Origin of the sequence: Lysinibacillus sp. NPDC056220, assembly GCF_049315265.1 — a bacterium.
Lineage (GTDB): Bacteria > Bacillota > Bacilli > Bacillales_A > Planococcaceae > Lysinibacillus > Lysinibacillus pinottii.
Genome location: NZ_JBMOXD010000002.1, coordinates 841,644 through 856,339, shown reverse-complemented (window position 1 = coordinate 856,339; position 14,696 = coordinate 841,644). Strand labels below are relative to the sequence as shown.

5 protein-coding genes are annotated in these 14,696 nt (G+C 33.2%); all 5 read right to left on the bottom strand.

Annotated elements, in window-relative coordinates; genetic code table 11:
* Positions 1-20: 20 nt before the first annotated feature.
* From fabD to ACOZBY_RS09180, 5 genes are read right to left on the bottom strand one after another with little or no spacing between them, the layout of a single operon-like run.
* Complete coding sequence (fabD, locus tag ACOZBY_RS09200; RefSeq protein WP_051563268.1) at positions 21-1,274, bottom strand: ACP S-malonyltransferase; 1,254 nt, start codon at positions 1,272-1,274, stop codon at positions 21-23.
* Positions 1,275-1,315: 41 nt separating this feature from the next.
* A complete protein-coding gene (locus ACOZBY_RS09195) occupies positions 1,316-5,164 on the bottom strand; it encodes a beta-ketoacyl synthase N-terminal-like domain-containing protein (RefSeq protein WP_416277607.1) in 3,849 nt (1,282 codons plus the stop codon).
* A complete protein-coding gene (locus tag ACOZBY_RS09190; protein WP_036161991.1) occupies positions 5,142-6,455 on the bottom strand; it encodes an MFS transporter in 1,314 nt (437 codons plus the stop codon). Before ACOZBY_RS09190 ends, ACOZBY_RS09195 begins: the two co-directional genes overlap by 23 nt.
* The gene (locus ACOZBY_RS09185) at positions 6,452-13,849 is read right to left on the bottom strand and encodes a condensation domain-containing protein (RefSeq protein ID WP_422762077.1); all 7,398 of its coding nucleotides are present in this window, start codon (positions 13,847-13,849) and stop codon (positions 6,452-6,454) included. The genes ACOZBY_RS09190 and ACOZBY_RS09185 overlap by 4 nt, the downstream gene beginning before the upstream one ends.
* Positions 13,842-14,564 carry a 4'-phosphopantetheinyl transferase family protein gene (locus tag ACOZBY_RS09180; protein ID WP_230584443.1) on the bottom strand — a complete coding sequence of 241 codons (723 nt, stop codon included), beginning with the start codon at positions 14,562-14,564 and terminating at the stop codon, positions 13,842-13,844. The genes ACOZBY_RS09185 and ACOZBY_RS09180 overlap by 8 nt, the downstream gene beginning before the upstream one ends.
* Between the last annotated feature and the right edge of the window lie 132 nt (positions 14,565-14,696).

Genomic DNA, 14,696 nt, shown 5'->3' with positions numbered 1-14,696 from the left:
TATTACCCCAATCTAACAAATTATTTAAAACTATTAATTTTTAGATATTTAGAATATAAATTCGGATTTGCGATTGATAATTTTAAAATTTCCAATGTTTCATTTTTATGAAATCCTTTATGCGTTAAAATAGAGAAAAATTGTTGAGATAAACTTGCCACTCTATGAGAATCTACTGTAATCTGTTTGCTCTCTTTCATCTCTTTCAATTCCTGTTTAATAAGCTGATAAGGAGAATGGATTTCTCTTTCAAAGTCTTGCTTATCGATTTTCGCTTTAAAAGGTGTTCCAATAATAACTCTTAAACAGGCTTGTAAAAAGTGGATAGTCTCTTCTACTTTTAACATATTCTCATTAAGATTATTTAAAATAGAATGGATGCCATTTTTCTCGTTAACCGGTATCGCTCGATAATCAGGATATTCCATCTTTATAATATCCGTTAGAATTGTTTTAGGACCCATCTCAATAAATGTGTCAACATCTTTATTAATGAGAACGTCCATAACTTTTGGCCATCTAACACTTTCGGTAAGTTGTTTACTTAATTGATCTGCTATTTCGTCAGCCTTACTGTATAGTTGACCTGTAGCGCAGGAAAATATAGGATATTGACAATCATTCATCTGTGTTTGTTGTAGAGCTGCTTGAAATCTTATTTCTGCAGGCTTCATGAGTCTACTATGAGCAGGAACACTAACAGGTAGTATCTTTGTAACGGCTCCCTTTTTCTGTAACTCAATGGATGCCAGCTCCAATGCGTTTTTATGACCACTTAGCACAATTTGATTTGTCGAATTAAAGTTTGCAACAGTTACATGATTATCGTCCGTATCTAATCTTCGACATACTTCCTCTACTTCTTCTCCACTAAGTCCAAAGCAAACAACCATACCGCCTTCTTGAGTACATTCACTCATAGCAGTTGCACGAAGCTTTACTAATTCAACGGACTTTGCAAAAGGGATACCGTCGGCAGCAACTACTGCCGACAGTTCACCTAGACTATGTCCAGTTAAATAGAGTTGTTTTACATCGTTATTCTTTTTAAATATCTCCCAGCAGGCAATACTATAAACTAGAATTGCAGGCTGAACTATGACCGTATTACGAAGCTCTCCATTTTTGTTTTCACATGCTTTCAATAAATCGTAGCCCAAAATATCGCTAGCCTCATTATACAAATCGCGAGCTATTTGGTAATTCTCGCATAATTCTTGTCCCATAGAATCATATTGTGAACCTTGACCTGGAAATACAATTGCAGTGTTCAAACGATATCCCTCCAAATGTTAATAGTCATTTCCCTTTCAACTCAATGCTTATTCAATAATAGAGACAGTGCCTCTTCTGATGAAATATCATCACTTTCAAATGCATCTAGAATATCGCTTAATTCATCTTTTGCGTTATAAAAATGATCACAGTATACAATTTGGTCTTGGAATGTAGGATTGCTATATAAATCAGAGATTTCAAATTTTAAACCAATGAATTTATTTTTAAATAAATGAACAAATCTTAGAGCACTTAAAGAACTTCCTCCTAAACTAAAGAAATTATCAATTTCTTTAATAGTTGAAATGCCTAAAACTGTTTTCCAAATTTCACGTATACTTGCTTCAATCTCAGATAGTGTAAACTCACTTTTCACTACTTCTTCTTCCATCGAAATACTTTCGTTTTGATTATTTTTTGAATGATTAAAGTGTTCTACTTCGCTCCAGAAACTCTCGCCAAATGGGATTTTAATGACTGGTTTAAGATAATGGACTTGCTCTAAATCAAAACGTGAAATTAGACTCCATTCATAGCCCTTATTGAAGAATAAGTTCAATGAATTTTGGAAATCTACAAAATCAATCGGAGGTATGGCCGTATCACTTCCAAAATCTTTTTTATCATCTAGTATTAACGTAAAGTTCATCGTTTTACCTTTTATTCCTTTTTGATTCAAATACCCAGCCATTGAGTCTAAATATTGATTCACAGCGCAGCATTCACTTGCAGATTTCGTCCCCATTAAAGAAGAGATTGAAGAAAATAGGATAAAGAAATCTAATGGTTCTGGATTTAATTCTTTTTCTACTAAATAGGTGCCGATTACTCTGTTATGAATGCCTTTTTTGAATTGACTAAGCTTTAACTCTTTTATCCATAGATGGTAAAGTTGTTTGACCAACATAAACGCACCATTGATTTCACCGAAATCCTGTCTAATTTTCGCAAATGTTTCTTTAACAGCGTGTTCCTCAGTCACATCACACTCCATGATTGTAACTGTAGAACCTCGACTTTCAATTTCCATAATTGATGTCAGCTTATAAATTAACATGTCATCTTTTTCTTGATTATTCTCAATAATTTTTTCCCATTCCATTCGGTCTGGTAATAAATTTCTAGCCAATAAAATGATATTGACGTTTTGCTTTTCACTTAAAAACTTTCCTAATTGAACACCTAAATATCCTGTACCACCGGCAATAACATAATTGCCATTCTCTCTTACTATAATTTCATTGCCATTAAAGTCATCGCTTTGTCTTTCAATAACTTTTGTATATCTTTTTGATTGTCTAAATGCCACTAATTCTGGTCTATGATCTTTATCTTGTTGTAACTCTTTTAATAATTGGGAAGCAATGTCTTGAGAGCTTCCGTCCAAATCATGATCGATAGAGTAGGATGAAATAGTCGGTTGTTCCTGCGAGATAACTTTCGCTAAGCCAAAGGTTGTTACCCTAGCAGGAATTATTTTTTCATTGTCCTTAACTTGCTCCGTTAATGATGATATGACATTTAATTGAATTGGATGTGTAACCTCAAACTCTAATAACATTTTTGTTATATTGAATAGTGAGAAAATACCTTCTTCTTGGGATTTTTCCATATTTTCTTTTGATTCCATTGTTTCATCTAAATGCTTAAATGTGTAAGAGTGGATAATCCCTTTTAAATTTCTTAATTCTTCCACACCTATGTGTTCAAACAACTTATACATATCTTTTTCAGAATTGATGTCAATACCATATTGTTCAGATGTATATTGCACAAATTTATCTGCTTCAAGTACTTCAATTATTTTTATACCTAAAGCAGTCATTCTATTCTTTAGTGCAACGATATTTTCATCATCTTTATTCATAAAGTATAGCCAAGTCGTTCCTTCTTTTAATGCTTCATGTGTAGTCTCATTATCATGTGGATAATGTAGCCATTTCTTTTCAAAGAACAGCTCTTTCGTCTGATTTTGGAATGTCTCTTTACTAGATGGCCATATTCTTTTTGTATTAAAAATACTGACTGGTAACGGTAGTAATTTCCCATTATTAAATAATTCGCGACACTCCTCCATAATATTGTTACCTTCTAGGTATCGCTTAATAAGTGCTTTATTTGCTGGAGATGTAGCGGTAAATTCATCTAAATTTTTAATACTATCAACTTTCGTTTCATGTTCATCAGCTAAAAATATACCTTGTGTATAAAAATTACTCGGTACCTTTTCAAATGTTCTTACATTTAATAATCTTTCGACTTTTCGAAGTAGTTCATGACAATTGCTTGCAAAAATACATACTCTAGACTGCTCATGACTTCTTCTATTATTGAATGTATAGGCTAAATCTTGAATACTGTAATTTTCATTATTTTTAAGGTGAATAGCTAAGGTTTTTATTTGATCCCATAGCGCTCTACGAGTTTTACTTGAAATAAACAATGGTGTCAATTTTTCAGTTAATTGCTCCTGTTTATTGTGTCGATACTCCTCTAGTATGACATGAACATTCGTACCACTTATGCCTATAGAATTCACACCTGCGCTTAAAATTTTATGTTCATCAAACGTTTTATTTTCTGAGCTAACTTTGAACGGCGTTTCTTTGAAGTTTATTTTAGGATTTTCTGCTGCAAAATGATTAAGACCTGGAACTGTTCTTTTCTCTATGGATAGTACAGCTTTTATTAATCCTGCAATACCTGCTGCATCACCCATATGGCCAAAATTCGACTTAATTGAGCCTAATTGACATTCCGTTGTCTTAGTTGATTTTTGTAGATAGGCCTTTTTAAGCCCCTCTACTTCGAGTAAATCACCTACTTGAGTACCTGCGCCATGCGCCTCAACAAAATCAATATCATTAAATGATAACTTTGCATCGTCCAGAGCATCCATTATTGCTTTAGATTGAGCGTCAGGATTAGGGACTTGCATGCCATTTGATGCACCATCACTACTAATACTCGAACCCTTTAACACAGCATGAATGTGATTGTTGTCCTTTATAGCATCCGATAATCTCTTTACAACAATAGCAGCAACCCCTTCACCTCCGATAATCCCATCTGCACTTTCATCGAATGGTGAACATCTATATTTTGTGCTCCTTACAACATAATCAGGTGCTTCCTCTTCCCAATACGGAAATAAATTCAAATTCACTCCCGCAACTACTGCTAAGTTACAATCCCCCTGCTTAAGCGCATTTTTAGCAACATGAACAGCAGCTAAAGAAGAGGAACAACTCGTATTAATGGTCATAACTGGACCTTTAAGATCAAATGCATATGATAAATGATAGCCCAGATTAGCAGGTATGTTTGAAATAAAAGCTCGTTCATCTTTTTCTTCAAATAAATTTAAATAATCAAATGCAGGATGAGGTGTATGTGCTATAAATACGCCAGTATTTGAATCCTTTAGATCATTTTCCTTGTAACCTGCCATGTATAAGGACTCTAATGCCACCTGTAAAAACAGACGCTCTGCTGGTCCCATAAATTGAGCTTCATGTTCATTCAATCCGAATTGTTCAGGATCAAACTGTTCAATGCTAGATAGCCACGAGCCATACGATCTTGGATCATTCGTTATATTATTTTTTAAATGGCTATACATTTCTTGCAATTTAGGATTAGAATTAACAATCAATTCAAAACGCTCTTTCGAAAATTCAGTCACAAAATCCTTTTTATTTATGAGACCTGTCCATAAATCATCCAGATTTGAGACATTAGGAAATCTTAAAGACATACCAACAATTGCAAGTGGTTCACTTGTTTCTTTTTCTATTTCATCTAGTAAATTTAATGCTAAATTTGTATCCAATTTATTTTCTTCTACTAAACTTAATATTTTTTTAGACATTGTGCTGTACATCATTTTCTTCTCTCCTATCCAATTCTTTAATGTATTTTAGTTGAGCGAAAATTGCCACAGTTAATATAATTAAACCTCCAGCTAGTAAGAGTAGCGTCCCATACACTCCTCGTTCTCCACTACCTAAATAAGGGATAATATTTACGTTTGAGGCAACTAATTTATCAGCAAGTATTCCTCCTATAATATAAGCGAGGGGTAATGAAATCCAAGCGAATGTTCTAGCAATTGAAAAAACTCTTCCTAGTAATTTGGGTTCTGTATGGAGTTGAATTAAAGTAAGTGTACCTGTATTAACCACTGGCAGTAATAACCCTAAACCACCCCAAAAAACTGCAATGAGTAGCATATTATTGAATAACCCTGTGAGCGTTATAAATACACCAATACCAAAATTTGAAATCAGTACTAACCATATTATGTGCTTCTTCAGCTTGATGAATGACATTAGTACCCCACCTAATACCATTCCTCCTCCATATATAGAGCTTAGTAAGCCAAATTGTTCAACAGTTCCAAAGCTCAATATATATGGCTGTCCAACTACTTGATTGAACCCTAGTGCAAAATTTAAAACCGTGAATAATAGCACTAAAGTTAGAAGAGATTTATGCTCGATTAAATAATTGAAACCATATTTTAGATCACCTAAAATGGAGTTATTTTCATGGCTATCTTCATTGTCATTGTTCACTTTTACACTTAATTTTGTCCAAAGTATTAAGAGAATAGGAATGGCAATACAATAAGTAACTAGCTCTGCACCAATGATATAAACAATACTTCCAAACCCCATTATTACTCCACCAATTACAGGACCCAGAACATCACTAGTCGATGATGCCATAGAAAATACACCATTTGCTCTTGATAACATTTCTTTAGGCACTAGATTAGGTGCTAATGTTTGTAATGCTGGCGTTTGCATTGAGCTCACTATCGAAAGCGATATAGCACCTGCAATTACATGAACCATACTTATATTCCCTAATAAAAGGGAGGAGAAAATTATTGAAGAAATAATTAGTCCAATAATATCTCCTAATAATATTAATAATCGAGGACCTTTCCTATCTATCCATATTCCTATAAAAGGCGATAACACAATTGCCGGAAGAAATCCTGCAACTAAAACGACCGCAAAACTAGATACTTGACCTGTACTTTGGTAAGCCCAGACACCAAGTCCAAACCTTGCAACAGAAGAACCTAATAAAGATATAAAGTGAGTAGCTACAACCATTAAAAAGATTGTAAATCCTCTGTTTGTTGGTTTGCTAAAAGAAGTTATCATGTATTTTGGGGCTCCTTTGCATTTCCACTACATTCAACCAAAGCTTCTTCAAATTTTGATAAGAGGAGTTGAGCTTTTTCATTACTAATCACTTGTGTATCTACCTCTAAGCTTAGATTAAGTTTTCCATCCAAAATAAAGATGTTTATTTCCAAAATATTAGAAAGCTCATTATCTGGATGAATAGCAGGAGCCTGAGGAAGATTTGAGGAGTATTGTAGCACCCCGTTCCCTCCATTTTTACTATTTGTAGAAGTACTAATATCGTTATCAAAATCTCCTAAATAATTGACCAATATGGATGGTTGAATATGCGTAATGTTGTTATTTTCTTTGATCCATCTTGCTATCATAAAGTCCAATCCACTGCCTATTTCGCTCAATGATTGTCCAACTGTGTAAAGCATTTCTTCTAGCGTACTAATTGTCACCTGTAGTGGATACATCGTAGTAAACCAACCTATTGTTCTACTAAGATCTATCGCTGATTGGCGACTATCTCGTCCATGCCCTTCAAAGTTAAATAACACATCTTGTTGACCGAATAGTTGACTAAACGCTTGAGCAAATGTTACTGCAATAAGAACATCAGGTTTATAAATTTCTGAATGTTCTCTAGCATGTAAAAATTGCTTTGTACTTTCCTCACTCAGAGTTTTGGTTACATGATATCGATCCTTAAATAAATAATCTTTTCTGACAGGCTGCATGCATAATGGATGTACATTTTTCACATCTATATTTTCCCAATATGAATGATTCGTGTGTAATTCTTTGTTATACAATTCTCCTATCCAATCAGAAAACTGCGTCATAGGGAAGCTGATTTTATCTTCACCATTTACTATAGCTAAATAATTATTTTCTAATTCCTCTAATAAAACCCTCCATGAAACCCCATCAACAACTAGATGATGAATAAAGAATGTCAAAATAGGCTTCTTAGCTGTTAGGAACACTACTGCTCCTATTGGTAATACCTTTCCAAAATTAAAGTTATTTTGTAATTGGAATTGAATGTTCTCAATTTCCTCTTTTATCCTACCCGGAGGTGTTAATTTTAGATCCTTCACAATGAGCTTAAATGTGTTAACTAAGCTTGGTTCAACAAAAGCCTTTGGTTTGCTCTCATTCACATCGAACCATGTCATCAAGCTCTCATTAACCGAAATAATTGATTGGAAAGACTTTTCTAAAGCAGCTACATCCACTTTCTCAGGCAGCTCTACTGACATTAATAAGTTCCAATAGTGGGCATGTTTAAATGTTTGTTGGAAGAACCATCTTTGCATTGGAGCAAGTTGAATCTCCTTAGAACTTAATTCCTGCCATTCTTTTTGAGTGTCCATTTCTTTAGTAGTGTTCATAGCTATTTTTCGAATACTTCTACAATTAAAGATATGGTCAATTTTCAAATTAATATTTTTTTCCTTTGCCTTTGAGATAAACTTTAATGCCTTGATGGAGTCCCCTCCAATTTTAAAGAAATCAGAATCAATGTTAAATTGACGGTCACTTAAAATTCCTTTTAGTATGGACAGCAATTCTCTTTCAATCTCTGTCAAACTACTAATATCATCTGTCTGAACTTTTCTATCGTCGTATAATTCAGGACTTGGCAGTGAAAGTCTATCTACTTTCCCACTATTAGACATTGGAATTTGTTCTATTTTTTGGTAATACGTTGGAATTAATGATTCTGGTAAATATCGTAAAAGATGTTTTTCAATATCCCTTTGATTAATATCTTGTTGACTGACTAAGTAAGCACAAAGCTGTTCACCATCTTCATTTTTATATAGTTTAACTACGGCATCTTTAATACTTGGAATTTCTCGTAAATATCTTTCGATTTCTTCCAGTTCCACTCTGTGGCCGCGAATTTTAACCATATTATCTTTCCGTCCATAACAAACAATTTTACCGTTCGGCAATACTTGTCCTAAATCCCCTGTCTTATATAAATATCCTGATTGTAAATGATTAATATGGTTAGCTATAAACTTATTTCTAGTTAAATTAGGCTCTCCCAAATAGCCTAGGGCAACACTCTCACCACTTAATACGATTTCTCCAACCCCGTATGAAGGGACTAGCTGATTCTGATTATTCAAAATGTAAACAGACGTGTTATGAATTGGTAATCCGATTGGCGCATGACTATAATCTGATTGTAAATCTTCCTCTGTTACTTCATGATAAATCGTTCCAACAGTTGCCTCAGTTGGCCCATATTCATTAATGATACGAGCATGAGGGAATCGATCTCTCAACGTTTTACATAAAGTTATATCTAAAGCTTCTCCCCCTAGGATGAAGCATTCTACATTTGGTGCAAATCTCTCATCCTCAACTAAATATTGGATCTGTTTAGGTGTACCCTTTATCGTTATGGTTTCTTTTATCTTGGCTACACTTTCAAAAGCCTGATCAATTTCCCCTTCACAGCAAATGATTTTTCCGCCCGTTATCAATGGAATAAACATTGAAGTAATCGTTAAATCGACAGATATGGAAGTGAAAAATGGCATATCTAGCGATGTTCCAGTAGGTGAATAGTATGCAGTAGCCCAGTTTAAATAATTATTAAGATTTTTACCTGAAACAACTACACCTTTTGGTTTTCCAGTACTTCCAGATGTAAAGAGAATATATGCAGGGGAAGTTTTAGCAAAAGAATTTAACTCAATTTCCACATGCTCATCTAGATGAATACCTTCACTTAGCATATTTTTAGAGCTGCTTCGTTTATATTTTTCGCCCTTATCTTTAACAATGATCACAGCATCAAATCTATATTGATTGAGTTCATTGCTTACAGTGTATGTCTTCTCAGAACATTCAATTTGTATATCTGCTCCTACATCACTGAGAAGCTCTTTTAAAATTTCTTCATTAATAAATAAATCTGTATCCCAATCTAATTTAGTATTTTTATCCATATTTTCTTCTTTAAATGCTTGTAAAGAAGAAACAAATTCATCTTTTTTATCAATATTTAATAAATCCCCCAAGAAAATTATTCCGCCCTCTTTTAAAGAGTCAATAGCTTTTTTAAGGACTACCTTTAAATAGCCATAGCTTGGGAAACAATGAATAACACTATTAATGACAACTGCATCTAATGCTGTTTCAAACTTCTTAAAGGCATGAGCCTTCGAAATGTCAAATTTAATATTGCTAAAGTTAGATTTCTGAGCAATCTGTTTATTCCTCTCGATAATAGAGGAAGATAAATCCATAGCTGTATACGTTTTTGTATATGGAGCAAGTGCAAATGTTGTCAAACCTGAGCCACAGCCAAGCTCTAATACATTTGAATCTTGAGGTAGGTACTTTCTGATTTTGTTTACTGCGTTTTCCGCATATTCCTGCATTTCTAAGGCACTGAAAGCTTCACCTGTATAACTACTATTCCAACCACTAGCCTCTATTTCTGTTTTCTGTCCTTCTGCAAAATAGTTCCACAATGATTCGTTCATTAAATCACTTGAATCTACAACAGCACACTGATCTAAATCTGTTTCTCCTAACACCATAACCGTTTGAATATTCTTATTTTCAAATAACAGCCTATTACATAAGGAATAGAATTTCTTTTCCGAAATAATAAAGTTAGCTTGACTTTGTTTGATAATAGATTCAATTCTAGCTCTTGGGTTTTTAGGTGATACAGGTATAAATGTGACATTACTCATTAAACAAGATAAAATACCTAAAATAGCCGTTCTATTATTGTCAGAAATAATGACAGCATTTTTAACTTCACTGTTGCTGTTCAACAATTTTTCTGCTATTGATTTACTTCTATCTACTAACTCTTGATATGTTAATGAACCTGCGCTATCTTCCAATGCTGTTTTTTGTGGGTTCTTTTCTGCCATCATTAATATAGTAGTTAAAAAGTTTTTGCCATCCTCGACAAATTGACCATTTATAGCACTTTTACTTTTTTCTACATCAATATTAGTTAATTCATGCTCATGTAAAATCATATCTAGTATTTTTAAATACGTTTCAATTAATGAATCAATAAATCTTGATGAATAGACACCGTCGTAGTACTCAAGATTACAGAATAGCTCTCCATTTGGTAATTCAACAAATTCGAATTCAAGATCCCATTTACTCGTTTTGTGTTCAGAAAGAATAGGTGTTAATTCTGCTTCATCAAAAGCTGATGTCGTATTTTTAAATTTAAAGTTTTGAAGTGCCACGTTTATATTAAATAAAGGAGAACGACTAGTATCCCGAGGTAAATCTAATTTCTCCACTAATAAATCGAAAGGATATTCTTGATGTTTAAAGCTATCCAATAACATGGTCTTAACATTTCTTAATAAAGTAAGGAAATTATCATGTTCTTCATAATTAACCCTTAATGGGATAGTATTCGTAAATAAACCAATGATTTTTTCTAGTTCTTCATTTACTCTTCCAGATACCGGTGTACCGATTACCATATCTGTATCACCAGTCATCTGATTAATTAGTTTAAATACACTCGACACTAAAACCATGTATAATGTACTTTCATTTGTATTTGCAAAAGCTCTTAATTTATCTGCTAAGCTAGCACTAATATCAAATCTTTTAAGCCTTCCAGTATATCGGAAAGTGCTTGGTCTTAATTTATCGCCCGTTATTTCTGTAATAGGTAGACTTCCTCTTAATGTTTCAAGCCAGTAATCTTCATGTTGTTTAAACCTACCACCTTCTATATTTTCACGTTGCCATGCAGCAAAATCTACATACGTATTTTCTATTTCGGGCAAGGCTTCATTATTACTACTATTGTACAAAGTGAAAAGTTCATCCGATAATAGTGATAATGACCAGCCATCTACAATAATATGGTGCATCATTAAAGCAAACAGACTTTTATTTTTTTCTGTTTTATACACAAATACTCTTAAAAGTGGTCCCGCTTCTAAATCATACGGAGTTTCTTTCCAACGATTGAGTTGATCCATTGCTTTTGCTTCTGCGTTATCTTCTATACTAAAATCTTTGTATTCAAATAAATAGTTTGGTTTTTGCAGTATTTTCTGTTTATTTCCATCCTCATGCTTTACAAATACTGTTCTTAAAGATTCATGTCTTTGTGAAAGTACATCAAATGTTTGGCGTAACCTCTCAATGTCAACTAACCCGTTAACTTTAAAAATAAACGGAGTATTGTAAACCATTTTTTGGTCTGTTAATTGTTCTATAATGCTCAATCTGTTTTGACCATATGATAATGGAAATTCATGGTTTTCTACACTAATTTGAGGTATGACTTCTGTCGATTCTGAATGATCATTGTTTACTTGTTTACTTAGTTGTTCAAATGTAAGAAATACATCATCTAAGACAAAGTCTCTATTAAATTGTTTTTTCAAACGGGTAATAAATTGTAGTCCTGAAAGAGAGTTTCCACCTACAGAAATAAAACTATCCGTTTGCTTAATATTCTCAGTTTCTAAGATTATTTCTGCTAAACTAATGATTTCTTCAAGAGCTGTTTTTCCTTTTACCTCTATAGCTTTTACGCTAGCATCACTCTGTAACCAATAAGATTTTTCATCAAAGTAGTATGTAGGTAAAGAAATTTTATGATTATTCTCATCCTGAAATTGTTTATGCCAACTACATTTTTCACCTGTAATAAAATTTTCTGCTAAGTTCTTGATAGTGTTATCGTCATCGGTTGTCATATCAATAATTTTTTCCCAATTAGTCATATCAAGATTGACTAAATTTTTACAGGCACCTATTAGATCGTCCATTGTCTCAGCTATAATAGCTAATCTTATTTCATGATGCTCCCTACCTGTACACATCGTATATGCTAAATTACTTAGATTAATCGTATCCCCAGATAAATTAGAGAAATGTTCAATCGTACCTCGCAAAGATAATTCAGATTTTGCTGAAAAAGGAATGACATATGCTTTTCTTTTATGATCTTTCTTATGAATTTCAGCCTTCGTTGGTGCTCCCTCTAATAATAAATGAACATTCGTACCATTAAAGCCAAAGCAACTTACACCAGCTATAATAGGTTCGTTTTCTTTTTTATTCTCTTTAATATTAAATGGTACTGTCGGAATAAAAACTGGAGAATTTACAAAATCAATATGTGTATTTGGTTCAACTAAATTTATTGTAGGTGGAACTATTCCCTTTTTTATTACATGTAGTGCTTTGATTACACCCGATAAACCTGCAGCTCCATCAAGTAAATGGCCAATATTACCCTTCACAGAACCAATTGGTAAAAATTGTTTATCGTTATTACTTCGTTCAACTGCTTCTTGAATGCCTTTTATTTCAATAGGATCACCTAAATGAGTACCTGTGCCATGCGCTTCAATGTAGTCAATTTGCTCAGGCTTAATGCCCGCTAAATCCCATGTTTCAGCTAATAAATCTGCATGTGCTTTAGGATTTGGCGCCGTAATACCCGCTGAAGTCCCATCATTATTTACCTTAGAGGCAATTATAACAGCGTGGATATTATCATTATCTTCTATTGCTTGATCTAAAGGTTTTAATAACAGGGCTACTGCCCCTTCTCCTCTTCCAATCCCACTAGCTGAGTCGTCAAAAGGTTTACACTTTTGTTGCTCAGACATAATACCCGCAGCATTCATAAACAGTTTTTCACTATTTATTGGATAAGGGAAAATATTAACACCGCCGACTAATGCCGTTTCACAATCATTATTCATTAAACCCACACAGGCCTCATGAATTGCCAACATGGAGGAGGCACAGGTAGCATTCACAACATAAGACGGTCCTTTTAAATTAAAAATATAAGAAATTCTTGAGGCCGTAAAAGCAGGAATATTTCCTGGAACACTTAATGGTGTGAATTCAGCCAATCCTTCAGAGTAATTGGTCATTGCTGCTGAAATGTAAACACCGGTATTTGAATTTTTTATTCGACTCCCTGCGTAACCAGCATCTTCAAAACATTGATATGCGATTTGAAGAAATCTACGCTGTTGTGGATCCATTACTTTTGCTTCAGCAGCTGAAATATTAAAAAATCCAGCATCAAATTTATCAACTTCATCTAGCCACGCTGCATCCCAAAACGGCTTCTCTTTTGAAATTTTAAGTTTTTCCATATTATTAACAAGGAATCCCTCACACAACGATCTCCTACTATCACTTAATTCTGTTATTTTGTCCTGTTCATTGCTTAAAACATTCCAAAATTCATCAAAATTTTTAGCACCGGGTAATTCTGCAGAAATGCCGATTATGGCAATTTTTTTATCAACTTTCGGTTTAGACTCACTTTTAATTTCATTCACCGATTCAATGATTTGCTTCGCTGCGTCTTTTGTTAGTTCCTTATTTTTAAGAAGATTTAAAACTTGAGGTATTAATTTACTCATAATATTTATCCTCCTCTAATATTAGATTATTCAAAAAAATTTTTTCTAAGGCCGAAAACTCTTTTATCTTTAGTTGTTGCTCTGATGGAAATTCATTCATTTTACTACATACGGAAATTTTATAACCATTAACCAAGTTATATTGCTTGAAATAATAAGGATACGGACTAATATCTTGTACAATTGAAATTTCATTATGACTAGTCTCGATGGAGAAAGAATCTAAAGGAATGCTTAAACCTAGTCCAATATTTTTCACAAAAGCTTCCTTCAAAGTCCATAAGTCATAAAAACGTTCTTTTTTCATTTCAGTTGGTGTTTGATTGTACGAAGTGTATTCTATACTCGAAAAATAATTTTTAATTATTTCATCTTCGTAATTATCTTTCATTTCTTCAATATCAATTCCTACATCACAATTGCCAATGACACCTATAACCCATTCACCTGAATGAGAAATGTTAAATTCATAATCCCCATTGATACAATATGGCTTCCCATATGTATTCGTTTGGATATTTATGTCGGAAGGATGACATTTCAAATGCTTCATCAATAAATATTTCATCAACAATTCGGATAGTAAGGACCTATATGCATCTATTTTATTTAAGTAAGCTTCTATTCTTCTTGCTTTTTTTGTACATACAAAATTCATTAGTTCAGAATAATTTGAAATATGTACAGGTACTTTAATTAAACAAATTTCTATCACATATCACGCCCCCAAAATTTTCTTTATAACCTCAGAGTATAAATCCCTTTAAATTACATTAAAGGATATTAACTTGAAAAAATAAACCTATTTTCCATTTATAATATTAAACACCATGGAATAAATAGTCAA